The sequence below is a fragment of the Mycobacterium sp. HUMS_12744610 genome (genome assembly GCF_041206865.1).
Lineage (GTDB): Bacteria > Actinomycetota > Actinomycetes > Mycobacteriales > Mycobacteriaceae > Mycobacterium > Mycobacterium servetii.
Genome location: NZ_JBGEDP010000001.1, coordinates 2,340,710 through 2,366,082 on the forward strand (window position 1 = coordinate 2,340,710; position 25,373 = coordinate 2,366,082).

20 protein-coding genes, 1 tRNA gene and 6 pseudogenes are annotated in these 25,373 nt (G+C 68.0%); 18 read left to right on the forward strand and 9 right to left on the reverse strand.

What is annotated here, in order from left to right; translation table 11 throughout:
• The first annotated feature begins 513 nt into the window (after positions 1-513).
• The 4 genes and pseudogenes from AB8998_RS11385 (at position 514) to AB8998_RS11400 (ending at position 3,967) form a co-directional block, all read left to right on the forward strand.
• Positions 514-2,148, forward strand: coding sequence for a fatty acyl-AMP ligase (locus tag AB8998_RS11385; protein ID WP_369738075.1), 1,635 nt, complete (start codon positions 514-516; stop codon positions 2,146-2,148).
• Positions 2,149-2,328: 180 nt separating this feature from the next.
• Positions 2,329-3,518: pseudogene (locus tag AB8998_RS11390) on the forward strand (IS3 family transposase).
• A gap of 160 nt (positions 3,519-3,678) precedes the next feature.
• Positions 3,679-3,888: pseudogene (locus tag AB8998_RS11395) on the forward strand (site-specific integrase); the annotation flags it as partial.
• Positions 3,889-3,893: 5 nt separating this feature from the next.
• Positions 3,894-3,967: transfer RNA gene (locus AB8998_RS11400), tRNA-Ile, on the forward strand.
• A gap of 197 nt (positions 3,968-4,164) precedes the next feature.
• Here AB8998_RS11400 and AB8998_RS11405 read toward each other — a convergent pair.
• The 5 genes from AB8998_RS11405 to AB8998_RS11425 form a co-directional block, all read right to left on the reverse strand.
• Positions 4,165-4,335: a hypothetical protein gene (locus tag AB8998_RS11405; protein WP_369738076.1), complete on the reverse strand. Its 171-nt coding sequence runs from the start codon at positions 4,333-4,335 to the stop codon at positions 4,165-4,167.
• Between the two features lie 82 nt (positions 4,336-4,417).
• On the reverse strand, positions 4,418-4,813 hold the full coding sequence (locus AB8998_RS11410) for a hypothetical protein (protein ID WP_369738077.1): 396 nt from the start codon (positions 4,811-4,813) through the stop codon (positions 4,418-4,420).
• Positions 4,797-5,480 carry a nucleotidyltransferase domain-containing protein gene (locus AB8998_RS11415; RefSeq protein ID WP_369738078.1) on the reverse strand — a complete coding sequence of 228 codons (684 nt, stop codon included), beginning with the start codon at positions 5,478-5,480 and terminating at the stop codon, positions 4,797-4,799. The genes AB8998_RS11410 and AB8998_RS11415 overlap by 17 nt, the downstream gene beginning before the upstream one ends.
• 182 nt (positions 5,481-5,662) lie before the next feature.
• Positions 5,663-5,962, reverse strand: coding sequence for a type II toxin-antitoxin system PemK/MazF family toxin (locus tag AB8998_RS11420; RefSeq protein WP_369741523.1), 300 nt, complete (start codon positions 5,960-5,962; stop codon positions 5,663-5,665).
• An 8-nt stretch (positions 5,963-5,970) separates the two neighbouring features.
• Positions 5,971-6,276: a hypothetical protein gene (locus AB8998_RS11425; protein ID WP_369738079.1), complete on the reverse strand. Its 306-nt coding sequence runs from the start codon at positions 6,274-6,276 to the stop codon at positions 5,971-5,973.
• A 723-nt stretch (positions 6,277-6,999) separates the two neighbouring features.
• Here AB8998_RS11425 and AB8998_RS11430 point away from each other — a divergent pair.
• The 4 genes from AB8998_RS11430 to AB8998_RS11445 all read left to right on the forward strand — a co-directional run bounded on the left by AB8998_RS11430 (position 7,000) and on the right by AB8998_RS11445 (position 10,352).
• The gene (locus AB8998_RS11430; RefSeq protein ID WP_369738080.1) at positions 7,000-8,097 is read left to right on the forward strand and encodes a cytochrome P450; all 1,098 of its coding nucleotides are present in this window, start codon (positions 7,000-7,002) and stop codon (positions 8,095-8,097) included.
• Positions 8,098-8,312: 215 nt separating this feature from the next.
• Positions 8,313-8,636 (forward strand): hypothetical protein, encoded by a 324-nt coding sequence (locus AB8998_RS11435; protein WP_369738081.1) that lies wholly within the window; start codon positions 8,313-8,315, stop codon positions 8,634-8,636.
• A 381-nt stretch (positions 8,637-9,017) separates the two neighbouring features.
• Positions 9,018-9,344: a hypothetical protein gene (locus AB8998_RS11440; protein ID WP_369738082.1), complete on the forward strand. Its 327-nt coding sequence runs from the start codon at positions 9,018-9,020 to the stop codon at positions 9,342-9,344.
• 192 nt (positions 9,345-9,536) lie between these two features.
• Positions 9,537-10,352, forward strand: a complete 816-nt coding sequence (locus tag AB8998_RS11445) for an SDR family NAD(P)-dependent oxidoreductase (protein ID WP_369738083.1) — start codon at positions 9,537-9,539, stop codon at positions 10,350-10,352.
• A gap of 67 nt (positions 10,353-10,419) precedes the next feature.
• Here the strand turns inward: AB8998_RS11445 and AB8998_RS31685 are convergent, their stop codons facing one another.
• Positions 10,420-11,964: an alkaline phosphatase family protein gene (locus AB8998_RS31685; RefSeq protein ID WP_369741524.1), complete on the reverse strand. Its 1,545-nt coding sequence runs from the start codon at positions 11,962-11,964 to the stop codon at positions 10,420-10,422.
• 3 nt (positions 11,965-11,967) lie between these two features.
• Positions 11,968-14,529 (reverse strand): annotated as a pseudogene (locus AB8998_RS31690) (PE family protein); the annotation flags it as partial.
• Between the two features lie 257 nt (positions 14,530-14,786).
• Here AB8998_RS31690 and AB8998_RS11460 point away from each other — a divergent pair.
• The 4 genes and pseudogenes from AB8998_RS11460 (at position 14,787) to AB8998_RS11475 (ending at position 19,235) form a co-directional block, all read left to right on the forward strand.
• Positions 14,787-16,046 (forward strand): ISL3 family transposase, encoded by a 1,260-nt coding sequence (locus AB8998_RS11460; RefSeq protein WP_369738084.1) that lies wholly within the window; start codon positions 14,787-14,789, stop codon positions 16,044-16,046.
• 50 nt (positions 16,047-16,096) lie between these two features.
• Positions 16,097-16,991: pseudogene (locus tag AB8998_RS11465) on the forward strand (TPM domain-containing protein).
• Between the two features lie 79 nt (positions 16,992-17,070).
• Positions 17,071-17,859 carry an SDR family oxidoreductase gene (locus AB8998_RS11470; protein WP_369738085.1) on the forward strand — a complete coding sequence of 263 codons (789 nt, stop codon included), beginning with the start codon at positions 17,071-17,073 and terminating at the stop codon, positions 17,857-17,859.
• Positions 17,860-18,164: 305 nt separating this feature from the next.
• Positions 18,165-19,235, forward strand: coding sequence for a phosphotransferase (locus AB8998_RS11475; protein WP_369738086.1), 1,071 nt, complete (start codon positions 18,165-18,167; stop codon positions 19,233-19,235).
• Positions 19,236-19,439: 204 nt separating this feature from the next.
• On the opposite strand, the pseudogene AB8998_RS11480 reads toward AB8998_RS11475, so the two are convergent.
• Positions 19,440-19,616, reverse strand: a pseudogene (locus tag AB8998_RS11480) (SDR family NAD(P)-dependent oxidoreductase); the annotation flags it as partial.
• A gap of 365 nt (positions 19,617-19,981) precedes the next feature.
• Between AB8998_RS11480 and AB8998_RS11485 the strand changes: the two are divergent.
• The 6 genes and pseudogenes from AB8998_RS11485 (at position 19,982) to AB8998_RS11510 (ending at position 24,856) form a co-directional block, all read left to right on the forward strand.
• Complete coding sequence (locus tag AB8998_RS11485; protein WP_369738087.1) at positions 19,982-21,859, forward strand: PE domain-containing protein; 1,878 nt, start codon at positions 19,982-19,984, stop codon at positions 21,857-21,859.
• A gap of 227 nt (positions 21,860-22,086) precedes the next feature.
• Positions 22,087-22,347 (forward strand): hypothetical protein, encoded by a 261-nt coding sequence (locus AB8998_RS11490; RefSeq protein ID WP_369738088.1) that lies wholly within the window; start codon positions 22,087-22,089, stop codon positions 22,345-22,347.
• Between the two features lie 71 nt (positions 22,348-22,418).
• Positions 22,419-23,372, forward strand: a complete 954-nt coding sequence (locus AB8998_RS11495) for a lytic transglycosylase domain-containing protein (protein ID WP_369738089.1) — start codon at positions 22,419-22,421, stop codon at positions 23,370-23,372.
• A 120-nt stretch (positions 23,373-23,492) separates the two neighbouring features.
• Positions 23,493-23,897 (forward strand): DUF732 domain-containing protein, encoded by a 405-nt coding sequence (locus AB8998_RS11500; protein WP_369738090.1) that lies wholly within the window; start codon positions 23,493-23,495, stop codon positions 23,895-23,897.
• A gap of 205 nt (positions 23,898-24,102) precedes the next feature.
• Positions 24,103-24,327, forward strand: a pseudogene (locus tag AB8998_RS11505) (alpha/beta fold hydrolase); the annotation flags it as partial.
• Positions 24,328-24,637: 310 nt separating this feature from the next.
• Positions 24,638-24,856: an alpha/beta fold hydrolase gene (locus AB8998_RS11510; RefSeq protein WP_369741829.1), complete on the forward strand. Its 219-nt coding sequence runs from the start codon at positions 24,638-24,640 to the stop codon at positions 24,854-24,856.
• 21 nt (positions 24,857-24,877) lie between these two features.
• Here the strand turns inward: AB8998_RS11510 and AB8998_RS11515 are convergent, their stop codons facing one another.
• Positions 24,878-25,084: a hypothetical protein gene (locus AB8998_RS11515; RefSeq protein ID WP_369738091.1), complete on the reverse strand. Its 207-nt coding sequence runs from the start codon at positions 25,082-25,084 to the stop codon at positions 24,878-24,880.
• Positions 25,085-25,373: the final 289 nt, after the last annotated feature.

The window sequence follows — 25,373 nt, forward strand, 5'->3', positions numbered from 1 at the left end:
CGGAGGTTAACCGACGCCGGCGGTCGGCCCATACGGCCGAAGGTCACAGACTGAGCAGCCGATGGTCCGCATGCTCAGGCCGAGCCGCCCGGAGGGCCCCGCTGGCCCGGGCTGTCAGGTAGCGTGTCTGTACACCCGGGCAAGCCGACTTGAAGGGTTGTGATTTCGGACTGTCCCTGACGCACTCCCGTGCGTCGAACGTTGACTGCTGCGTACGTCGTCGATTGCGGCGTGCCTCGGTGGCTCATTACCTGCCGGCATGTATCGTCAACACATTGGACGTGCCCAACACCTCGGCTGCGGCCGGAGTGACGCATCATCTCGCGCCTGCCTACAGGGGGAGGCCCTGCCGCGGCGGCACCAACAGTATCTGCGCGCCCGGCGATCTCGGTCCGAACTCCGCGGGCCACATCCGACATATTCAACGCTTCACTCGGGCAAGCGCGGCCCACCGTTGAACGTCTCGACGGCGGTCAGCCACGGCGCCGTCGCGCCGGAACCAAAGGAATCGCCTTGAGCAAATTCACCGAAACGATGTTCCGTACCGCCCAGACCAGTTCGAAGGGCATGGTCACCGGAGAGCCGAATTGCCCCGTCCGGCATACCTGGGGTGAAGTGCACGAGCGGGCGCGTCGGATCGCAGGTGGCCTGGCCATGGGCGGCGTCGGCCGCGGTGATGCCGTCCCGGTGCTGGCGGGTGCTCCGGCCGAGATCGCGCCGGCGGGGCAGGGAATCTGGATGCGCGGCGCCAGCCTCACCATGCTCCACCAGCCCACCCCGCGCACCGATCTCGGACGCTGGGCCGACGAGACGATTGCCGTCATCAAGATGATCGGCGCCAAAACGGTCGTCGTCTCTGAGCCGTTCATGGCCGCAGTCCCACTGCTGTCCCAGTCGGGTACGCAAGTGCTGACGATCGAGCGGCTACTCGCCGGCGCCCCGATCGATGCGGTCGAGACCGACGACTACGACGTTGCGCTGCTGCAGTTGACCTCGGGTTCTACCGGGTCGCCCAAGGCCGTACAGATCTCACACCGCAATGTCGTATCAAACGCCGAAGCGATGTTGGTCGGCGCGAAAGTCGACATCGATACCGACGTAATCGTGAGCTGGTTGCCACTGTTCCACGACATGGGACTTACCGGCTTCTTAACCGTGCCAATGTATTTCGGCGCAGAGTTAGTCAAGGTCACTCCGATGGACTTTCTGCGCGACACGTTGTTGTGGGCGAAGCTCATCGACAAATACAAGGGCACGATGACCGCGGCGCCGAACTTTGCCTACACGTTGTTTGCCAGGCGCCTCCGAAAACTGGCCGAGCCCGGCCAGTTCGACCTGTCCAGCTTGCGCTGGGCGTTGTCGGGATCCGAACAAGTCGAACCCGCCGACGTCGAAGACCTCTGCGAAGCCGGGAAGCCGTTTGGGCTACGTCCCGAGGCGATCCTCCCGGCTTATGGCATGGCCGAGACGACCGTGGCGGTGTCGTTCACCGAGTGCGGCGCGGGGCTGGGGGTTGATGAGGTTGACGCCAATCTGCTCGCCCTACTGCAGCGAGCCGTCCCGGCGACCAAAGGAAAAACCCGGCGGCTGGCCACGCTAGGCCGTCCTCTACAGGGGATGGAGGCCCGCGTCGTTGACGACGACGGCAATATCCTGCCCGCCCGGGGTGTCGGCGTCATCCACGTGCGCGGAGAATCCGTGACGCAGGGCTACGCGACGATGGGCGGTTTCCTTGCGGCACGAGATGACCGGGGTTGGTACGACACCGGCGACCTTGGGTACCTCACCGAGACCGGCCAGATCGTCGTCTGCGGCCGGGTCAAGGACGTGATCATCATGGCCGGCCGCAACATCTACCCAGCCGACATCGAGCGCGCCGCCGGACGCGTCTCCGGCGTGCGACCCGGCTGCGCGGTGGCGGTGCGCCTGGACGCCGGGCACTCGCGGGAGAGCTTCGCTGTCGCAGTGGAGTCCAGCAACTGGCACGATCCCGCCGACGTGCGCCGCATCGAGCATCAAGTGGCCCACGAGGTAGTTGCCGAGGTCGACGTCCGGCCCCGCAACGTCACTGTGCTTGAGCCGGGGATGATTCCCAAGACCCCGTCGGGAAAGCCTAGGCGCAGCCATACGCTGGCGCTGATCGACTGACCGCGCGGGAGCCGGCGACGAATAGATCTGTCATCCATGAGGGCAGCACCCTCAAGGGGGTATGTTGAGCGACTTCGACACCCAGCCCGCTCGCAAAGCGTCGTCCGAACTCTTGGGGTTGACCCCTGATGGTGGACACCTGACTGGTGGGACTGCTGGTCCCGCGGGAAGGATGCCCGTATGTCGGGTAAGCGTCGCAAGTACACCCCGGAGTTTCGGGAGCAGGCTGCCCGCCTGGTGATTGAGACCGGTCGGCCGGTGGCTCATGTGGCCGCCGAGATCGGGGTTGGTGATCAAGTGCTGGGGCGTTGGGTGCGCCTCCAACGCTAAGCGGCCGGAGCTGGCGATACTGGCGCGGTGCTAGATGCTGATGAACGCGCCGAGCTGGAGCGCTTGCGTAAAGAGAACGCCGAATTACGTTTGGACCGTGAATTTTTGAAAAAAGCCGCGGCCTTCTTCGTCTCCGAACAGCACCGGTAGAAGCCTACCGGGTGATCGAGGCGGAGAAGGCCACTTACACGGTTAAGCGGATGTGCGAGTGCCTGGAGGTGTCGCGCTCGGGGTACTACAAATGGCGCAAATCCCGCGAGCGCGGACCGAGTCCGGCTCAGCAGCGACGCACCGAGTTGGATGCCAAGGTCGCGAAGTTCCACGCCGCCTCCGACGGCGTCTACGGTGCCCCGCGCATCCTGGCCGATCTACGCGATGACGGTGAGCGGGTGTCGCGCAAGACGGTGGCTGCCTCACTGCGCCGGCAGGGCCTGGCCGGGATCTGTCCGCGGCGGTTCGCGCCGGCCACCACGGTGATTGACCTGGATGCTGCGGTGCCTAAAGACCTGGTCAAGCGCCGCTTCGACACCGGGATCCTCAACCGCGTGTGGACTTCGGATATCACCTATTTGGGCACGGGTGAGGGCTGGCTTTATCTGTGCGCGGTCCGCGACGGCTGCTCACGGCGGGTGATCGGCTGGGCCGTCGACGATTACTTGCACACCGATCTGGTGCAGGCCGCCGTGGAGATGGCTGTGGCGATGCGCGGTGAGCTCGCCGAGCAGGTCGTGTTGCACGCGGATCGCGGCTGTCAGTACACCTCAGCACAGCTCGCGCGGTTCGCCCATGAGCACAACCTGGCCCGTTCAGTTGGCCGCACCGCGGTGTGTTGGGACAACGCCCAGCAGGAATCATTCTGGGCGACATTGAAAGTCGAGTTCTACGACCGATACCTGTGGCCGACCAAGGTGGCCGCCAAGCTCGCCGTCGGCGACTGGATCGAGCGGGTCTATAACCGACGCAGACGTCATTCGGCCCTCGCTATGATGAGGCCGGTCGAGTTCGAAGACCGACTCAATCAGACGGCACAAGCCGCCTGACCCTGTGTCCACCGAACGGGGTCAAGCCCAGGTCCGGCAGAACCATGAGTTCCGACCGTGCGATCGAACAGGTGCCGCCCCCGAGATCCGGGAGGTGGACGCTACAAGGTCCGGAGGCCGGCAACTGGATCAATGTCAGGCACACGCAGCGCACCACCGCGTTAGTGCAGGCGCTAATGTCAAGGTCGTGCAGAGGCTTCTCGGACATGCGACAGCGGCCATGACCCTTGACCGTTACGGGCACGTGCGAAGCGGCGACTTGGCTGATACAGCGAACGCCTCGGGCAAAACAATCGAGGGCGCTGTGGTATCAACGCCGCATTTGGAATCCGAGACTACGAGCGTGGAGACTATATCCGCAGCTATCTAGCAAATGGGGCGGTAGCTCAGTTGGTTAGAGCCGCGGACTCATAATCCGTTGGTCGCGGGTTCGAGCCCCGCCCGCCCCACGTCAGAGGCTATTTTTCAAGATCAGTCTCGCCAAGTCATCGTTTATTCATCGCACTTAGTGACGGTTCGGTCGAGTAGATCGGTGGCTCCGGCCGCGTGTCGTGTACCGGTCCTGGGTCATCGGGACGAGGGCGGGGGAGGTGGTCGGGTCCGATGCGTGCCGAGAGACGTCGTCGTCGATCATCGTCGCGACCATCTAGCGGAAGCTGTGACTGTCGCCGAGCATCCAGATGAGCAATCCCCACGGCATTGTCAGCAGGCCCAGCAGCAGCACCGAAATTGCCGTCGGCCACCCGAGCGGGCAGTCCGGACGCAACGGCTCGGAGAAGGGGCGTTGCCGACCCCGCCAGGCAGCTTTTGGCTCCACTTGTTTGACTACGCAGTATGCCGCGGATGGTCCGCGTCGAGGACGCGCAGCGCCGGGTCGCGTACCCGAAGTGGCGTGGGGATCACCGCTGTGGGCCTGCTGACGCCACGGCCCGTTTGGCCGCCTCGACCAGATGGGCAGCGGCGCGGTTCATCCTCTTGCACTCGGCGGTGGACAGCGCCTGGTCGGTGTAGACCGCCTTGTTCTTCAAGCCGAGCAGGATGCTCAGATGTTTTCCGGATCCCTTGTCCGCCGTTTCCAGCAGAGTGACGGCGTCGTTGTGGGTCCCGCTTGACGAGTGCACTCCTAGCCGGACGCAGCAGATAACGTCGGACGCGGCGATACCGGCGTCCACAAACAGATCACCCGCTGCATTGGGCATGTCGTCTTGCAGATGCTCAGCGGCGTCGAAAAACTCAACCGCCTTGGACAGGCGCCCCGCGGTGACAGCAGAGCTGCACTTACGTGTCCCCGCCATCGGGCCCTTCTCGATCCCGCGCCTTACCTCTCGGGCGCAGCTGGCTATTGAGCCATGCCCGTGTCCCGGCGACGGTCAAGCCTTGCCTGGCCACGTCGCTGAGCAGCGGCTCACCTGCGGCGGCCGCGGCGCGAAGCTCGTCTTCGGTGAACTCGACGATGCGGCCGTCGTTGCCCGTCCAAGCGGTGACCGACCGTGCGAGTTCGCTCACCTGTTGCTCCCACGCCTCCGGATCACCCAGGCGGCCATCGTGTTCGGTGTCGGAGGCGCGCACCAAGAACAGATCAATGTCGCTGTCGAGAGTCATCCGCCCCGTCGCGGCTGACCCGAACACCGCGGCGTACTTGGGCACCTCGCCCCACCCTTCCAGGTGCGCCTCGAGGCGGTCCAGGAACGTTGCGGTCAGCCGTGATAGCGCCAGGATCGGCTCTGCCGCAAGATGTTCGGTGTTGAGTCGGTAAATGTTGGTCCTGCCGACTCGATCATGGAGTACCACACCCTGGGCAGTGAGGCGGGTCAGGACTTTGCGGATGCCTTCGCCTGACGCGGTGGTCAGGATGCGCTGGATCTGGGCGATCGTGAACGTCACCTCGCTGGTCGCCAGCACGCCGAGTACGTCACCGTCCAACGTCGGCGTCACCGTGGCGAACGGCCGGTTCAGCTGCATGGCGGACACCATCTCTTCGTCTACAACTAAAGTTAGAGTATTACAACTATAGTTGGAACCGCTCAGGCGCACAACGCCAGGGCGGCGATGATCGCCCCATGGCCTTCGATCGCCAATGACGTTGTCAGTGCTCTCGGAGCGGATCCGCCCGCTGGACACCCACGTCGGTTGTGACTGTGCCGTCAGGGGAGTGCTATCCGGAGAGCCTTGCTGATTTCCTGCATCGTTGGCGAGGAGAGCGCGCCGAGTGGCTCGGTGAGTTCATCGTGGTAGAGCTGCACGATGTCGTCGACCAGGACAAATCCGACGAGAGGGTCGGCGGCGGTCAAGGGCACGACTGTGGGTACGTGCGCATTCTTGCTCGTCGTAGTGATCCGCGCGGCTAACACGGTGTTCAGGCTTCTGTTCCGGGAGTTGTTGCTGAGGACAACCCACGGCTTCAAGCCGTGCCCCAGGTCCACTCGGTATGTCTGGCTCCGCATCCCGCGATTCACAGATCGGTCTCGTTCCGGCGCGCGTAACGGTCCCGCGCAACCCGGCGCTCGGCGCTGGCGGGCTCGCTGTTGAACTCTGCGGCCAGTTGGGCGTACCCGGCATCAAGGACTCGTTCGCGGAGCGCTTCGGCCCCGGCCTGGAGCAAAGCTCGGAGTGCCCCGGCTTCTGATTTGATGTCGCCTTCACCTCGCTGGCTGGCCCAGTCGCGCAGCGCCTCGAATGAGGCGGACCCTTCGCTTAGGTATGGGGCGATCGCCGCTTCATCCGAGGCTTTGAGGATCAGACTGACTCTCTTGCTCATGCCCCAGATCCTACACCGGATTCAGGTGCACGAACAAGCGCACATTTTGATGCATCCCACGTTCCCTCCAGCCTCCGAGCGACCCGCACAGGCGGGTGGTGACCGAAGTGGCTGGCCCAATGACGAGCAAGCCCGGGAGCGCGAGAGACGGATTGGATCGTCTATCGCAGTCACCGCTTATTCATCGCTAATGATCGAGAACCGGCCTGAATCGATGAGGATTGTTCGGTCTTTTGAGAAGCTCAAGTACCCTGTCGCGCAGGACGTTACAGTCCTATCAGTTGGTTACCGAGAACCCTGAATCACGAATCCGTTGGCCGCGGGTTCGAGCCCCGCCCGCCGCACTCTGTTCCCGAGACATCGGCTGATGGCTGACGTTTCGTCTTTGGGTGACGCCCGACCTTGTTTCGGCTGATGGTTGACAGTTACTTCGGTTGGTCCTTGACGCTCCCTCGATGAGGGAGTTGAGCGTGGCTGAACGCGCCGGCATGTCCGGAGTCTCTGGACTCACCGGGCGGTTCACCAGCCGTTAAGCTCGAAAGTTCCGGATCTCAACCCGAAGTTCCGACAACCGCCGAGAGGTCGACGGCGTCATGCCCGGAGGATTTCTATGGTCTCCTCAGGCCGCGTTGCGGCGCACGCGAAGGCTAGCGTCGCGCAGCAGGCGACGCGACCGGCGGGATCCTGCATTCGAACTACGTTGCGGCGCAATGGAGACGCAACATGACCACACGGCTGATATGGCAGTTGATTCGAGCTCAGGAGTGCGTCGAGCAGATCGAGGCGCGTCTGACTGGCCCGCTGGTCGTTTCCAGCCACGGCGCGATCAGCCCGACGCGACCCGAGGACATCGTGGCGCTTCTGCGCGACACGACCAGACTCACCCATCCGATGCGGGGCCACGACGGCACTCACCCCTGGGTGCCCACCGGCGCGGCACCCGCCCAACACGCCAGGTACCGGGCGGTCCTCAACCCGCTGTTCAGGCCACGAGCGTTGGCGTGGCTCGTGCCGTCCATCCAGGAGCACGCCGCGGCGCTCGTCGACGCGATCGCTGCGAAAGGCCAGTGCGAGGCCGTCGGTGAGGTCGCCCGCCAGCTGGCGACCCAGACAGTGCTGACGCTGCTCGGATTGCCGGCGGGCAGTCTTGAGACGCTGCAGCGGCTACTGGCGCGGCAAGCGGAATTCCCCAGGAGCGCGCCCTTCCATGCCGACCTGATCGAATACGTCAGCCAAGCGATTTCCACAGCCAGGCCGCCGGGGATCATTGCCGCCCTCCGCGACGAATTCGAGGAAGTGGAAATACTGAGCTTCGTCTTGCTCCTGTTCGGTGCGGCAATCGAGACGACGACTGCGGGAATCGGTTTTGCCCTGTTCGAGCTGGCCACCGACCCGCAGTTACGGGCACTGCTCATCCGGCACCCCGATCAGATCGGAACATTCGTCAACGAGGTGCTGCGCCTTTACTCTCCGCTCGGCTATTGCCCGCGCGTCACCCTGGAGGAAATCACCATTGGCGGGGTACGCGTGCCGCCGCTAACCGAACTGGAACTCTCATTGCGCACGTTGAATTTGGCCAGCGGCTACCTCATCACCTGCGGCGACGACAAAATCCGCGGCCGCCCGTTCTACTCATTCGGAGCCGGGTCGCGCCGATGTCTCGGAATGCACGTTGCCCGAGCGCAGCTGATCGTCCTTGTCGCCGAGTTCGTGCGTCGTATCCCCAGCTTCACGGTGGCACAGGACCACATCGAGTTGAACGTCGGCGACGATAGCACCCGACTCGGCCCGACCACCATGCCCTTGCAGTGGCCGACGTGAGAAGCGAAGCCGCCGAGGTCGTCGGTCCGCCGGCAACGGGACGGAAGTGCGTCCTTCGCCGTTTGGGTAGGGACACGGCGTTGTGCCCTGCCTTCAGCGAATCCGGCCGGCGCCGACTCCTCCTGAGGTGTGGCCGCCGGCATCCTCGGCGATACCGGCGCTAAGGCATCGCCACGCCTCTAGCATTCCGTTACATGCGTTCCAAAAGATTTGCGATGCGCAATCTGGTGGGCCGGTTGGCGGCAGCCGTCATGTTGGCGGCAGCGGCGATGGCAGGCACGACGATCGGGACGCCGGCGGTGAGCTCGGCGGAGTGCGAACAGGGGCAGTATTGGGAGCCGTTCACCAAGGCCTGCTACCCACTGGGCGTCGGGCCGCAGCCTCTGGCCTGCGATCCCGGGCAGTGGTGGGATCCGAGCGGCAACGTCTGCCGGCCCCTGGGCGTCGGGCCGCAGCCCTTGGCCTGCGATCCCGGGCAGTGGTGGGACCCGACCACCAATGTCTGCCGGCCCCTGGGCGTCGGACCGCCGGGCGGGTGACAGCCACCGGCTGCCTCGCTCGCCTGCGATGAGCGCGGGCTTGCCAAATAGGGCTTCGGCCCGGCCACGATGGGTAGTGAACCCTCTTGTGCCCCAGGAAGAGACATGCGATGTCTGGTTCGGTCGCGAAGCGCCTTCGGCACATTCGAGCTGCGCTGACCAGCCGGTGGCATCGGCTGGCGTCCCCGGCGTCGGCGAGCACGTCGGACGGCAGGTGGACGGTCGACTCGGCGATGTCGGCGCTGATCGCAGCCTTGTAATTGCCCTGCTGTTGTTGCGCCGCGCGCACATATGTTTGACGACCGAGGGCGCGCAGACCGTGAACGCGAGGTGGCCCGGACGTGACGTTTCGGCGCGCCGTCCGTGGTTCACCGTGCCGGTGTGGCCGGCGCAGGCTATGAAATGACGGTGAGCACCCACCATGTGAACCTGACTCCGCAGGAATCCTTGTTGATCGGCGAAAGTCACCCTGAGGCCCTGCAGCGCATGGATGAAAAGCAGCTGAAGGATCTGCAGAGCCGGCTCAGGACTGCACGCGAGAAGAACTTCAGCCTGCTGCGGCGCCAGGGCGCGGCCCGGGTGGCGGCCGAAGGCGCGCGCGGTGCGGCCCAGCCGGCCAACGAACGGCGTGGTGAAAAGGTGGAGGTCTTCGACGAGGCGCTGGCCCGGGTGAGCCAGCGCCTCGATGCCGTCCGCGACACCGAGTAGTCACGGAGTCGGCCCTCAGCTCCACAAGGCATTCATGGGCTGGGCGTACCTGTCGTTGTAGGTGAGCGGGTTGCCATCGACGGCGTCGCGGTCGACATCCGGCTCGCCAACACGGCTGCGGTTCTTTCCTCCCCTTTGCGGTAGAACGGTACGAGTTGGATCATTGCCGGCCACTCCTGGAAGGGGCTCAACATGCAGTCCGTCAGCGGAACGAACGTCCTCGTCACCGGTGCTGCCATGGGTCTCGGGAAGCTCTTCGCCGCCAACGCCGTCAAGGAGGGCGCCGCCGCGGTCGTCCTCTGGGACGCCAACGAGACCGCGCTGAAGAAGACCGCTGCGGAGTTGGAAGCCGCCGGCGGCGTAATTCGTGTCGAGACCGTCGACGTCACCTCGCAGGATGAGGTGGCCGAGGCCGCCGCGCGCGTCCGTGCAGACGTCGGCACCATTCACGTGCTCTTCAACAACGCCGGAATCGTGCGGGGAAACGGCTACTTCTGGGAGAGCAACCCTCGCGACTTCCTGCTCACCATGGAAGTCAATTCCATCGGCCCAATGCTGGTGGCGCGGGAGTTCCTGCCGGCGATGATCGCGTCCGGTATGCCGTGTCGGGTCGTCAACATCGCATCCTCAGCCGGGCTGAACGCCATCCCCCGCATGGCCGCATACGCCGCTTCGAAGTGGGCGGCAATCGGTTTCTCTGATTCGTTGCGGCTCGAGTTGGAACAGGCCGGCCATCACGACGTCAAAGTCACCACCGTGTGCCCGACGTACATCAACACCGGCATGTTCGAGGGCGCCAAGGGCATACTGTTCACCCCGATGCTCGAACAGGAGGACGTTGTCGACCGCACGTGGACGGCGATGCTCGAGGGCAGGCCGTTTGTGGTGATGCCGTGGACGTCGAAGATGAACAAGGTGCTCTCGGCGGTGTTGCCCGTCCGGCTGCGCGATGCGTACCTCCGCCGCGTCGGCGTGTACAACTCCATGGACGAGTTCACGGGGCATTAGCGCACAGGCGCGATGCACCGGCCCCAGCGATTGCCGGCTCGACACCGAGTAGCGACGGAGTCGGCCCTCAGCCCCAGAAGGCGTTCATGGGCTGGGCGTACATGTCGTTGTAGGTGAGCGGGTTCAGGCCCAAGGAGTCTTCGATCGTGGCCATCAGGCTGTACTCGTTGTAGTAGCTGTTGGTGACGAAGTGGCCGGATTGCATCCCCCCGGTTGCCACGGCCCCCTGGTTGGGGATGACGATCATCGGAACGTTGTTGCCCTGGTTGCCGATGCCCAGTGACAGGTTGTTGTAGTCCTCGTCCCAGGTGATGATGATGGCGTCCTTCTGGGTCGGGTCGGTCCACGTCGGCGAGCTCTGAATGGTGGACACCTGCTGCTGGACGAACTGGTCTCCGGCCGAGACGTTGTACTGGTGCGTCGTGAGCTGGCTGCCAAGCCAGTTGGCGATGTTGGAAGGGGAACTGACGGGCCCTTCCATGTTGTTGGCTTCGTTGGCGGCCAGCCACGCGAATTTCGGTGCGGTGCTGGGGGTCTGCAGATTCGTGCCCAGCTGCGACAGCGGCAGCAGGTGGGTCTGCAGGTAGGCCGGGGTGTTGTTGTAGACGTAGCTGAATTGGGCGAAGGGCAGTTCGTCGACGGCGTAGTTGCCCGACGACGTGATGGCACCCGGGTAGGGCATGCTCTGCGCGTAGCCGGCCCACGACACGCCCGACTGATCCATTTCCTGCATGAGGCTGGGCGCGTTGATGGAGTTCGACGTCGGGTTGTAGTCGATGCCGAAATCCGACCCGCCCATGATCCGGAAGTAGTTGGGGTTGCTGGGGTGGCCCAGCGCGTAGTAGTTGTCCGCATACCCGTAGGTGTTGATCAGGGCGTTGATGTAGGGCGCGTTGGGGCTGCCGATGATGTCGCCGACGCCGTGGTTCTCCATGTAGATCAGGAACACGTGGTCGAGTTGGCCGACGTGGGACGTCGGCACGGTGAGCGGCGCGGCGGTGAGGCTGGGATCGCCGACGGTGAACGACAGGTTGTCGGCGTAGGCGTTGTTGTAGTGGCCCAGGATCGGGTTGTGGTCGGCGAAGGTCGCGGTCACCACCGCGGAGGTGGTGCCCACCGGGATCGTGCCGGAGATGTCTCGTGGCTGAAACCCGGTGAGTCCCAGGCGATCCAGCGCGGTCACCGACCCGGTCGAGCCGGTGCCCAGAACGACCCCGTTGGCGCTGAGGAAGGTGACCTTCAGCGAGGCCGACGACGGGTCCAGCAGGTAGCCGCCGAGCATTCCACTCAGCGTGTACGGCGTTGTGCCGGTGTCGATTCTGCTGAGCGCGCCGCTGAGGTCGACGGTCTGGCTGATCGACGACGTGCCCACGGGTCCGCCGCCGGCGAAGTTGTTGCCGCCGCCCGGGGGCGCGATGCCCGGGAAGCCCAGGGCGCGCGGCAGATCCGGGAACGGCGACGCCGTCGGCGACGGATAGCCGCGCGGGGTGCCGTAGGCGATCACGGTCGGGGTGCCGGTCACCGTCCAGCCCGGGATGGTCACCGAGCTGAAGCCCGACCCGGACGGGTCGGCGATCTCGAAGCCGGGATTGACCAGCAAGTTCTGGCTCATCGGCAAGCCGGGGACACCGTTGCGGCCGAACAGCAGCCCGCCGGCCCCGATGGTGCCGGGGCCGCCCAGCAGCGCGAGGGTCGCGGCGTTGCCGCCGTTGCCGCCGTTGCCGCCGTCGCCGATCAGGAAGGCATTGCCGCCGGTCCCGCCGCCTCCGCCGCTGTAGCCGGGGGCGGCGTCGGCGCCGGCCCCGCCGGAACCGCCGTTGCCCAGCAGCGTCCCGCCGCCCCCGCCGTGGCCGCCCGCCCCGCCGGTGCCCGTTGCGGCGAATCCGCCTGTCCCGCCGGCCCCGCCGCAGCCCAGCAGGATCGCGTTGCCGCCGGCCCCGCCCTGCCCGCCGGGGCCCGCTGCAACACCACCCGCGGCGCCGCCTGCGCCACCGGTGCCTCCGGAGCCCAGCCAACCGGCGCTACCGCCGGCCCCGCCGAGGCCCCCGCCACCGCCAGCGGCTCCGGTCGCCAGCACCGATCCGCCGGTCCCGCCGGTCCCGCCGCTGCCGATCAGCGCGCCGCCGGCCCCACCGGCGCCACCGGCCCCGCCGGTGCCGTCATTGCTGGAACCACCGTCGCCGCCGGCCCCGCCGCTACCGAACAGCGGGCCGCCGCTGCCGCCGACCCCGCCGGTCCCGCCATCGGACTGGATCGACGACCCGCCGACCCCGCCCGCGCCCCCGCCGGCGCCGACCAGCCCGCTGAGCGGCCCGCCCGCCCCGCCGGCCCCGCCGGCGCCGGGGCGCAAACCGGCGGTCAACTGACCGGTCAATCCACCGGTCCCGCCGACCCCGCCGGAGCCCAAAAGCCCGCCGGGCCCGCCGGACCCGCCGCTGCCGCCGTCCCCGCCGCTCCCGGAGGTGGCGCCGACCCCGCCGGCCCCGCCGGGACCGCCGTTGCCGAACAGCCACCCGCCTGATCCGCCCATGCCGCCGGCAATGCCGGGGCCGGACGCGCCGAACCCGCCGGCCCCGCCGGCGCCGCCGCTGCCCAACAGCCCGGCCGCGCCGCCGGCTCCGCCGGGCAGGCCGTTGGCGCCGGACCCGCCGGCACCGCCGTCGCCGAGCAACCACCCGCCGGGCGCCCCGGCGGCCCCGCTGCCCGCGGCGCCGGGGGCGCCGTTGCCGATCAGCGGGCGCCCGGTCAGGGCCAGGCTGGGCGCGTTGATCGCGTTGAGCGCCGCCGCGGGCAGCAACAATCCGTTGGCGCCGGTGGCGCCGCCGCTGCCCGCAGGCGCACCGAGCCCGCCGGTCCCACCGGCCCCGCCGATGCCGAGCAGCACGGCCCTGCCGCCGTCCCCGCCGACCCCGCCGGCGAACCCGGCGGCGCCCTGTGCGCCGGCACCGCCGGCACCGCCGTCGCCGAACACCAGCGCGCCGGAGCCGCCGGCGCCGCCGTCGCCGCCGGTCCCGGACAACGCGAACCCGCCCGCCCCTCCGGTGCCGCCGAAACCGATCAGGCCCGCGTTACCGCCGGCCGCGCCGTGGCCACCGCTGCCGGCGCCAAAGGTGTTGCCGCCGGCCCCGCCCGAGCCGCCGGAGCCCAGCCAGCCGGCGTGGCCGCCGACGCCGCCGGCCCCGCCGTTCCCGGAATAGCTGGTGCCTCCGGTGCCGCCGGCCCCGCCGTTGCCCAGCAGCGCGCCGGCCGCGCCGCCGACCCCGCCGGCACCCCCGTCCCCGGTGCCGCCCAATCCGCCGTTGCCGCCGTCGCCGCCGTACCCGGCCAGCAGGCCGCCGGCCCCGCCGGCACCGCCCGCCCCTCCGGTGTCGCCGGCTCCGCCGGTCCCGCCGACCCCGCCGCCGCCGAACAACACGCCGGCTCCACCAGACCCGCCGACCCCGCCGGTCCCGGTCGCCGCGAGCCCGCCCGTGCCGCCGACCCCGCCGCCGCCGAACAACCCGCCGGCCCCGCCCGCTCCACCGGTCCCACCGGTCCCGGTCGCCGCGAACCCGCCGGCCCCGCCAACCCCGCCGGTGCCCAGCAGCCAGCCGCCCTGCCCGCCCGCGCCACCGGCCGCGCCGGTGCCCCCGGCCCCGCCCGCCCCCCCGATGCCGATGAGCCCCGCGGCCCCGCCGGCCCCGCCGGCACCACCGGCCGCGCCGGACCCGCCGGCCCCACCGTCGCCGAGCAACCAGCCTCCGGCCCCGCCGTTGGCCCCGGTCCCGGGGGCCCCGTTGGCGCCGTTGCCGATCAGCGGGCGCCCGGTCAACGCCAGGATCGGGGCATTCGCCGTGCCCACCACGCTTTGCTCCAGGGCCAGCGGATCCAGGATCGTCTGCAGCCACGATCCGTTCGCCGTCTCGGCGGCGGCGTAGGAGCCCGCACCCCCGCTCAAGGCCTGCGCGAACTGCTCCTGGAACGCCGCCGCCTGGGCGCTCAGCGCCTGATAGGCCTGCGCATAGTTGCCGAACAACCGCGCGATCGCCACCGACACCTCGTCGGAGGCCGCCGCCGCGACATTGGTGGTCGACGGCGCCCACGACGCCGTCGCCTTGCCGATCGCCTCTCTGATCCCACTCAAATCCGCCGACGCCGCGGCCAGCGCCTCGGGCCGTGCGATCAAGACAGTGGGCATCTGCGCCTCCCAGCAAATGAATCTGGGGATTCGGCAGCGCTAACTGTATTTCACCGGCCCTGGGAATGTGAAGCACATCATAGCTGGTGTCGGAGGTCGGGGGTGGCGGCCGCTTCGTGCTTTCCGTAAATCTTTGGCTCTCCTGACGTTCATGTGGATCAGGGAGCGTGTGGTATGGCGGCGGGGATGGTGAGCGGGGCGCACGGACGGTGATCTAGGTTCGATGGCCTTAACCCCGATCGATCCTGGAGCCGTCCGTGCGCGCATCAACCCTACTCAATTCCCTGCTCGATCTGCCTGGCGTGCGCGTCGGCGCGGCCGCTGTGCACGGTGGTGAGCTGCGCGTCACGGTTAGCTTGCGCCGGCGCCGGCTTGGCTGCCCGCACTGCTCGTTTACGACCCGGCATCGCTATGACACCCGGGAGGTGGACTCGTCGTGGCGGCATCTGGACACCGCCGGGAGGATATGCCGGATCCTGTTGCGGCGCAGGCGGCTGCGCTGCCCGACACATGGTGTGCTGGCCGAAGCGGTGCCGTTCGCCCGCCCCGGCTCCCGCCACACCCGCGACTTCGAGGACCTGGTGGCCTGGCTGGTCACCAAGACCGACAAAACCACCGTCAGCACCTTCGCCAGGGTGGCCTGGCGCACCGTAGGCGCAATCTGCGAACGCCTCGCCCCCGACGTGCTCGACCCCAACCGGCTGTGCGGGCTGGTCGACATCGGCGTCGACGAGATCTCCTGGTGCAAACACCACCGGTATTTGACGCTGGTCTCCGACCACGACAGCGGCACCATCGTGTGGGGCAAACCCGGCAAGGACAGCGACACCTTGGACGCCTTCTTCGATGAACTGCCCGACGAAGGTGCGTCCATCGAAGCGGTGTCGATGGACATGGGACCCGCCTACGCCAAAGCGGTGCGCCAGCGGGTGCCGGCGGCGGTGATCTGCGTCGACCCGTTCCACGTTGTCAAGCTCGTCACCGACGCGCTCGATGCGGTGCGCCGCCAGGTGTGGCAGGCCGCCCGCACGCTGCCCGATCAGCGCATCGCTCGCACGTTCAAGGGTGCGCGCTGGGCGCTGCTGAAGAACCCCGCCGACCTCACCGACACCCAAGCCGAAACCCTGCGGGAAATGAAACGCAGCGGCGGGATCCTTTGGCGCGCCTATCAACTCAAAGAAGCGTTGCGCGAGGTCTTCGCCGGCGACCTCGACGCCGCCACCGTCGCCGAACTGCTGGATCGTTGGTGCTCGCGAGCCCAACGCAGCCGCATCCCGGAGTTCGTCAAGGCCGGGCGCACCATCCACAAACACCGCGCCGGCATCAACGCCGCCATCGAGAGGAACCTGTCGAACGGACGCCACGAAGGGCTCAACACCAAGGTGCGTCTCCTCGTGCGCCGTGCCTACGGCTTCCACAGCGCTCAAGCTGCCCTCGCTCTCATCCTCCTGGCTTGCGGACCGGTCACCCTCGAACTCCCATACCACACCAGGGGCCACCCACATTCATGTCAATAGAGCCAAATCTTTGCTCGGGGGCGCGGCCGGCGGCGGGCTAGATTACCCGTATGCGCAAGGTTCGCCTGTTCGCTGCGGTCCTGACGATCCTGACGATCCTGACGGCGGGGTTGTCGCTGGCAACCCCCGCTGGCGCGCAGCCGCCGGCCCCGCTCACCGACCACATCACCGACACCACCGGGGCGTTGACGAGTCCGGGTCGGGCCGCGGTCAGTTCGGCGATCGACCGACTCTACCGCGACCGCCACATTCGACTGTGGGTGGTCTACGTCGACAACTTCTCCAGGTACAAGCCCGAGAACTGGGCCGACCGCACCCGCAGCGCCAGCGCGATAGGCGATCACGACGCGCTGCTGGCCGTGGCCACCAACACCAAGCTGTACGCGTTCAGCGCGCCGAGCCTGACGTCGGCGGAGTCGAACAGCCTGCAGGCCAACAAAATCGGGCCCGCGGTGGCTGCCAAGGACTGGAGCGGCGCCGCGCTCGCCGCGGCGGACGGGTTGGGCCCGTCGGCAAGCCCGCCGCACCGGAACTGGCTGACGATCGCGATCGTCGTCATCGCGGTCGTCGTGATCGTCGCCGGGGCCGTGCATCCTCGTGCTCTACCGCAGGCGCCGCCGCGGCCCGCCGCAGTTCGACCCCGGCGTCGAAGGGGGCACCGGTTCGTCGCCGCAGGCGCTGTCCATCGCGGACGCCAGGTTGCAGCAGATCTCCGACTACGTCGCCCGGCATCGCCAGAGCATCGGCGCCGAGGCCAAAGCCCGGTTCGACGAGGCGCGAAGGGAATTGGCGGCGGCGCACGGCGCGCAGCCGGGCAACGACAGCGAGGCGATCTCCCATGCCAATCGCGCGTCGACGCTGGCCGCTCAGGCGCAAACCCTGGCCAACGCCGACGTGCAGGCGGCGCACCGCACGCGACGACGGCGGGGTGCCACCTCTAGGTGACGTCAACCGTCGCTCGGGTCGGGGATTCGAGCCGACCGCCGGCGCGCCGATGACGTTGGAGCGATTGGAGTAAACGACAGTGAAAACCAGGCGCAGCGCCTTTCGGTCCGATCTGCTCGACGGCAAGGTCGGGCTCGTCACCGGGGGCCACGGGCTCGGCCTGGAGGCCTGCCGCGTCCTCGGCCGCCATGGTGCTCGAGTCGCCCTGTGCAGCAGAAAGGAGGCGAATCTTCAAGCCGCGCTGCAGGTTTTGCGCGACGACGGCATCGACGCCATGTACGGCGTGTGCGACGAGCGTGAGTTCGAGGCCGTGGCAGACGTGGTGGACTCCGTGATCGCGCGGTTCGGGCGCCCGGACATCCTGGTCAACAACGCCGCGGGCAACTTTCCGGCCTTCATCTCGGATCTGAGTTCCAACGGCTTCAAAGCGGTGGTCGACATCGACCTGCGCGGAACGTTCAACGCGTCCAAGCGGCTTATGAGCGGTGGCTGCGCCACCACGGCGGCGCGGTGGGTCAACATCACCGCCGCCACCCAGTATCGGGGAATGGCGATGCAGGCGCACGTGGTCTCGGCGAAGGCGGGCATCGACGCCCTGATCCGGACGTGTGCCATCGAGTGGGGTCCCGCCGGCGTCCGGGTCGACGTCGTCGCCCCCGGCGGGATGGCGGGTACCGAAGGCGTGCAACGCATCACCGGCGGAGACGACAAGTTCCCGACGGACTCCAACCCGTTGCGCCGTCTGGGCTCGACGACCGAGGTCGCCCAGACCGTGCTGTTCTTGGTCAGCGACGCCGCGTCCTACATCACCGGCGCGGTCGTCGTCGACGACGGTGGCAGCTGGTTGACCGGGCGTGCGGAATTCTGACGGCGGGACCTGCACCCTGCTCTGCGTCGACATGATGGGCGGCGAACTCGAGCGGCGGGCCGGCTTGGGCATCGGATCGGGAGAGTAGGTCAGCTTCGTCGGGGTGTCGCGGGCGTTCGGCGCCGCGGTATGCGACATTGGCGGCATCGCAAAGACATCGTTCGATCCGCTCCTGCTGGGTTTTGCCGCCCACCGACGGTGGTTGCTCCTCCGGTTGAGATATCGGCAGCGCGTTCAGGCTGCCCGAACAAGCCGCAGACGGCGATCGCCCTGAAGCGGCACAGCGCGCAAGTAATGTTGCAGCGATGGACGGTGTGGCAGAACTGGTGCCGGTGCTACCGGCGCACCGCTTCGACGAGGCCGCTCTCGCGCGGCACCTGCGCGGACAACTGCCCGGCTTCGATGGTCAACTGACGGTTCGCCAGTTTCAGGGCGGACAGAGCAACCCCACGTTTCACCTGCAAACCGCCGGTGGCGAGTACGTCCTGCGCAAGAAGCCGCCGGGCAAGTTGCTGCCCAGGGCGCATGAGGTGGAGCGCGAATACCGCGTCATGTCGGCGTTGCGGGACACCGATGTGCCGGTGCCCCGCATGCGGCTGCTGTGTGACGACGAATCCGTCATCGGCACAACCTTTTTCGTCATGGATTACGTCCCCGGACGTATCTTCACCGACCCGGCCCTGCCGCAGAGCTCCCCAGAACATCGTGCGGCGATCTATGAGGACCTCGCCCGCGTGCTCGCGGCACTGCACCGGGTGGACTGGCGCGGGGCCGGGCTCGAGGGGTTCGGCAGGCCGGAGGGCTACCTGCAACGCCAGGTGGCGCTGTGGGCGAGACAGTGGCGGGCCGCGCGCGTGGAGGACATGCCCGCGATGGACCTGTTGGCGCAATGGCTACCCGAACACCTGCCACCGGACGACGGACCGGCCTGTATCGCCCACGGCGACTACCGCTTGGGTAACGTCCTGATCCATCCGACCGAGCACCGGATAGTCGCGGTGCTGGACTGGGAGCTCTCGACCATCGGCCATCCGTTGGCCGACCTCGGCTACACCTGCCTGACCTATCACCTTCCGCCGGGCTTCACCGGCACGAGTGGTGTGGCGGGCAAAGACCTGACCGGCACCGGTATCCCCGACGAGCACGCGTTCGTCGCGAGCTACTGCCGGCATGCCGACCGGGAGCCACCCCGCTCGCTCGACGCCTTCATCGTGTTCTCATTGTTCCGGCTGGCCTCCATCACCGCGGGCGTTTGGCGGCGCGGGCTCGACGGCAACGCATCCGACTCCCGGGCCGGCACCACGGAGGTCCGCGACCGTTACCGCGGCCTGACGCAGCTGGCATGGGCTCTGGCCCAACGGCTGGCGGATGCTTGAGGCTGCGACGACGAGCGGTGGCGCAACCCGCTCACCAGCGCGTAGCGATCGGATCGTCGAACGGCTCGTAGGTGCCGGTGGCTTTCCACTGTTCGGCGGCCTGTGTGGAGTGCCGAACCACCGGACGTGCCGCGCCACCTCCCGCGGGGAACGCGCTCCGTCCGATAGATGCCCGGTCGGAATCTCCTCGGGTGCGAGTGGTTCACCCTCGTCCGCCAGCGCCCGGGTCGCCTCGTCGAGCGGTTCGGCGAGGACGTCGGCGAGCACCACCTTCATGCCCTCCAGGCCGAAGCGCCGCCCCATGACGCGGCCGATGCCTCCGGCCCTACCGGTCACGACCGCCACCTTGCCCTGAAGGTCTCTCGTTGTAGCAATCGTCACACGGGCACGCGCACGCCTCACGAGGTTCGCGTCATGAATATTTGTTGCGCATAACCGGATATCGATGTCCTCGAGGTAACTAACCCGTTGCCGCACAAGCGTCTTGAGCATCATCGGGGGGGGGGGGGGGGGGGGGGGGGGGGGGGGGGGGGGGGGGGGGGGATCCGGGTCCGGGAACTCGTCGGACGCCCGTCAGACCCGCGCCGGCGCCGATACTGAGCAAATATTCGCGGGCGAGTGGTTCCGTCGGGACACGCCGGAACCAACCGGCCATCGCGCTCAACCCTGTGTAGCGTGATGATCCCCGGCCGAATTCGCGCGCGGGAAATAGCTTTTCACCGCGGATGCCAAATGGAGGATATGCGATGACCGCCGTGCTGGTGGCGCCGGAGCTGTTGGTGAGCGCGTCGGTGGATATGGCCACCATCGGGTCGATGGTCAGCGAGGCCACCACGGCCGCGGCGGCCCCGACCACCGGGCTGGTTGCCGCGGCCGGCGACGAGGTCTCCGCGGCGGTGGCCGCGGTGTTCGGTGAGTACGGCCGGCACTATCAGGCCCTCAGCGCCCGGGCCGCGGCGTTTCACGCGCGGTTTGTGCAGCTCGTCGACTCGAGTGCGAGCCGGTATGTGGCTGCGGAGACCGCGAACGCCGGGCTGTTGCAGACGTGGGGCCGAGACGTTCTCGGCGCGGTCAACGCGCCGACCGAGACGCTGCTGGGGCGCCCGCTGATCGGCAACGGCGCGAACGCGGCGCCGGGTACCGGCGCCGCCGGCGGCGCGGGCGGGATCTTGTTCGGCAACGGCGGCAACGGCGGCTCGGGTGTGTTCGGCCAAAGCGGTGGTAATGGCGGCGCGGCCGGGCTGATCGGCACGGGGGGCAACGGAGGCAACGGTGGCCTGGGCGCGGCGGGCGGTACCGGCGGCAACGGCGGTTGGCTGTTCGGCAACGGCGGTACCGGCGGCAACGGCGGATTCGGCGCGTTGGGCCTCACCGGCGGCAACGGTGGCGTCGGTGGCCGCGGCGGGTGGCTGTTGGGCTACGGCGGCGACGGTGGCAGCGGCGGCGACGGCGGGGCCGGCATCACCGGCACGGGCGGCATGCCCGGCGGTTCCGCCGGTTCGGGCGGTTCCGGTGGTTCCGGCGGCGATGGCGGCTTGCTGTTCGGCTCGGGCGGTCACGGCGGGCTCGGGGGCCATGGCGGCACCGGCGGCACCAGCGGCAACGGCTCCGCGGGCCTGGGGGGCGGCGCCGGCGGAGCCGGCGGGGTACCCAGCGGCTTCGCCGGGGGTGCCGGGGGTGCCGGCGGGGCGGCCGGAACCCGCGGGGGCGGGGACGTCTACGTCACCAACGCGTTCGGCAACTCGGTGTCGGTGATCGACCCCGTTACCGACAAGGTCATCGCCACGATCGCGGTCGGCACCGATCCCAGCGCGGTCGCGGCGAACCCCACCGGCAGCACCGTGTACGTCACCAACGCGGGCAGCGACAGCGTCTCGGTGATCGACACCGCCACCCAGACCGTGACGGCCACCGTCGCGGTCGGCAGCAGTCCGAGCGGGGTAGCGGTCAGCCCCGGGGGCAACGCCGTCTACGTCACCGATCCGACCGGCCTCAGGGGCTCCTACACCTTTGCCGGCCCCAACGTGGCGGTGATCGACGCCGCCACCAACCAGGTCGCCGACGTGGTCACGGTCACCGGCGACCCGACCGGGGTGGCGGTCAACCCCGCTACCGGTGTCGTCTACGCCACCAACCCCGGCACCAACGTCGTGGCGGTGTTCAGCGCCGGCTCCGGAGGTCTCCTCAACTCCTCCTACAGCACCGTCGCGGTCGGCAGCGCCCCGAACGGGATAGCGGTCGACCCGACCGGTGGCGCCGTGTTCGTCGGCAACGAGAGCGGCGGCAGCCTGTCGGCGATCAACCCCACCACCAACACCGTCACCACCTCCTCCGTCGGCGGCACGCCCTACGGCGTGGCGGTCGGCCCCGGCGGCAACGCGGTCTACATCACCGACTACGCCGGCAGTGGAGCCCTGTTGGTGATTGACCCGGCCACCAGCGCCGTCACCGCCACCATCCCCGTTGGCAACTTCCCGAACGGCGTGGCGGTCAACCACCTCGGCGGCGCCGTCTACGTCACCAACGCGGGCAGCAGCACCGTGTCGGTGATCAACCCCGTCACCGGCCAGGTCATGAGCACCGTCACGGTCGGCAGCGAACCGAGCGCGGTGGCGGTCGCCTGACGCGGTTGTTCACCTGCTGTTTGCGGTGCTCGTGTTTGCGATGCCCAGTGCTCGCGGTACCCGTCCCATCAGGCGCGCCCTTGGAAAGCAAACAACGTTTCCATAGCGGAGGGGGTTCCAGATGACGACGAGGCGCACACACCCGCGCGGCAGGTTGTCGGCGCTGTGCGGCGCCGGCGCAGGCATCGGCCGGGTGCACCCTGACCGGCGCCGAGCGGTACATCGATTTGCTGGCTCAGGACAAGATCGTTCACCCGGTCAACTACAGCGACTGCGACATCAGCGCCGAGGGACGATGGCTCGCCGATCAGGTGCGTAACGCACCCGACCCGTTCGACAAGGCCAATTCCCTGGTGCAACTGGCGAGCAACAGGACGCAGATGACGGCGAAACAGGCGGAGTGGAAGGTCGAGTCCGCGATTTACACGTACGCGCCGCAGACGATCCCGAAGGTCAAGGGTCAAGCCGCGCAGCGACAGCCGACGTGATCACCCGTTGATGTAGGGCCGGCGATGGGAAAGACTCACTACGGGCCGGCCCTACCGACGGAAGTGACAAAGTGAGCCGCACGCGTGCATCCACTGTTCCGGTGGCGCTGGGCGCCGTCCTGGCCCTGCTGGCCGGGTGCGCCGGGCCCACCGCGCCGTCGGCGGCGCCCCGGAGCGTCATCGCGCCCGCGCCGACAGTGCCCGCAGCGGTGCTGGCGTCGACCACGGCGGTCGCCGCCGATCCGAACCCACCCGACGGTGCGCAGCCGGCGTCCGGGCCCGCCCAGCTGGCCGACGATCTCGTCGCCGACGAGGGCGCGCTGCGTGATCCGTCCACGGCGGAGTCGGCGCTGCAGACCGCGGCGCACCGGCAGCAGTCGGCCTACCGGGCCATCGCCCGGCACCCCGACTGGGACGCGATCACGCGGCCGCGGATCCCGCCGTGGCTGCTGGACACCTACGACCGCAACCTCGACGCCCGCCGGCAACTCAACGCGATGACACACGCCAAGAACACGCTGCCCGCCTGGCGGATCGAGCCTCCGGCGCCGGCCGACGAGCTGCTCGGCGACTACCACGAGGCGGAGTCGCAGTCGGGCGTCGGCTGGAGCTACCTCGCCGCGATCAACATGATCGAGACGCGCTTCGGCAGCATCGTCGGGGACAGCACCGCCGGCGCCAAGGGTCCCATGCAGTTCCTGCCGTCGACGTTCGCCTCCTATAGCGAGGGCGGCGACATCGGCTCACCCCGCGACAGCATCATGGCGGCGGGTCGTTATCTGGCCGCCAACGGTTTCGCCGCCGACGCCGATCGCGCCCTGTACCGGTACAACCACTCGCCGCAGTACGTGCGGGCGGTCGAGCAGTACTCCGGGGTGCTCGCAGCCGATCCCGCCGCGTTCGCCGGCTACTACCGCTGGAACGTCTACTACGCCACCACCGCCGGCGACGTGATGCTGCCCATCGGGTATGCCGCGACGGCACCGATCCCGGTCGGCGATTACCTGGCGACCCACCCGCAGTAGCGCCGTGCATACGCCGGTTGGCTGTCACGTGGGATGACTTTCGGCACTAGCTGCATGCAGACCACGCCGCTTGGGTTACGTGGTAAGAAGTAACTTTCTCCCACCAAAGGCGATCCGGCAATGACACTTTCGCTCAGGCGTCGACTACCGGTATGGGCTGCCGCCGTCGTCGTGGTTGCCGCCATGCTCGGCCATTGCGTTCTGGCCGCGCCACGGGCGGCGGCGCAATGCACGTTGACCGCCGAGGATGAGCAGTACATCAACCTGCTGGCTCAGAAGAACATGATCCACGGGTCCGAAGTCAACGACTGCAACATGGTCGCCGAGGGGCGGTGGTTCGCCGATCAGGTGCGCAATTCCGCAGACCCGTTCGCAACCGCGAAATCTCTCGTGCAGCAGGTGGCCGACAACACGCCGATGACCGCGGATCAGGCCGAGTGGGAGGTCGAGGCGGCGATCTTTGTCTACGCACCGGAGCTGATCCCCAAGATCAAGGATCAGTTCGCCCAACAACCCCTGCCGTGAGACACGCGAAAAGCGCTGCGCGGCTTGGCTAGTTCAGCGGCGAAGCCTCCCGAGCGTCACCGTTGTTAGCGTTACACCAATGAGCGATGCCACGGCCGGCGCGCCGGACGACGGCCTCGAGGTCGTCATCGCCGAAGCGGGCGTCGAACCGGCGGTGAAACGGATCGGCGAAGGCCCGGCCGTGCTGCTGGCCGGCGGACTCGGCATGCCGAGCATCACGTGGGACATCTGCGGACTGCCCCAGTCCCTGTTCGATGCGGGATTGCGGGTGATCGCGTACAACGCGTGCGGCATGTCGCCCTCGTCGGCACCGCCTGCACCGTACTCGGTGGCCGGCCTGGCCCGCGACGCCGCTGCCATCCTCGACCACTTCCAAATCGGACGGGCCACGGTCGTGGGCTACTCGATGGGTTGTTACACCGCGCAGATGCTGCTGCGCAGCCGGCCCGAGTTGGTGGGTGCGCTGGTTTTGTTCGCCGGGTTGCAGCCCTCGCCGGTGAGCGCGATCGTCGGGGAGATGGAACTGGGCCTGATCGAGCGCTACGGCCAGGTACCGCGCGAGGTAATGGTTTTCGAGCAGTTACTGACCATGCTGCACACGCCGATGTTGCAGGATCCGGCGACGGTGACGGGTTGGCGGCAGGTGCTGTCGGCCGGCCACGACAGCGGCTGGGCCGGGCCGGACGGATTCGCCGGGACAGCTGGCGGCATCCCAGGAGTGGATCACCGCCGGCGAACCCGTGGCCGAACAGCTCGCGGCGATCGGCGTGCCCACCCTCGTCCTGGCGTTCGAACACGACCTGTTCTTCCCGCCGGACCTCTGGGAGGCGTCGGCCCGACGGATCCCCGCCGCCGACTTCGCACGGATCGACAGCGCGGGCCACGGCGGCATCTCCACCGGACCCGGGGACAGCGTGGCGCGCATCATCGCGTTCTGCCGCGCACAGCACGGCGGTTGATCCGCATGCGGAACGCGGATTTCACGTCGGCAGCCCGCTGCCGTCCGACTCGTGGTCGTGCATGAACGCCTCTTGGATGTTCACGCGATAGCGGGCGGCCTCGGCGAGGATGTTGCCGAAAGCCAACGGCAACGCCAGCACCGGCCGGGGATCGTGACGCTTGAAGATGACCCCGTCGGTACGCAGGAAGCTGCGGAACTGTTGTCCTGTAGCGACGACTTGCGCCACCCGTACATCAGCATGCCCGGACCCAGCATCTTGCTGGCGCCGGGCAGCGGCACGATGACCTCGTCGTTGAGGACGAAAAACGCCCTGTCCAAACGCGTTTCCGGGTCAAACAGCAGAATGCCGCTGGTCGCACGGCCTGGAATCCGTACTTGTTCTCCAGGCGGGCCTCGACATCGAATAGGAATCGAATAGGAGAGGAACGGCGTGCAGTCGTCGGGGCACAGGTCGGGGCGTTGCTTGACCGTGTTTGCCAGGATCTCTGTCCCCTCGTGGACCGGCACGACTAGGT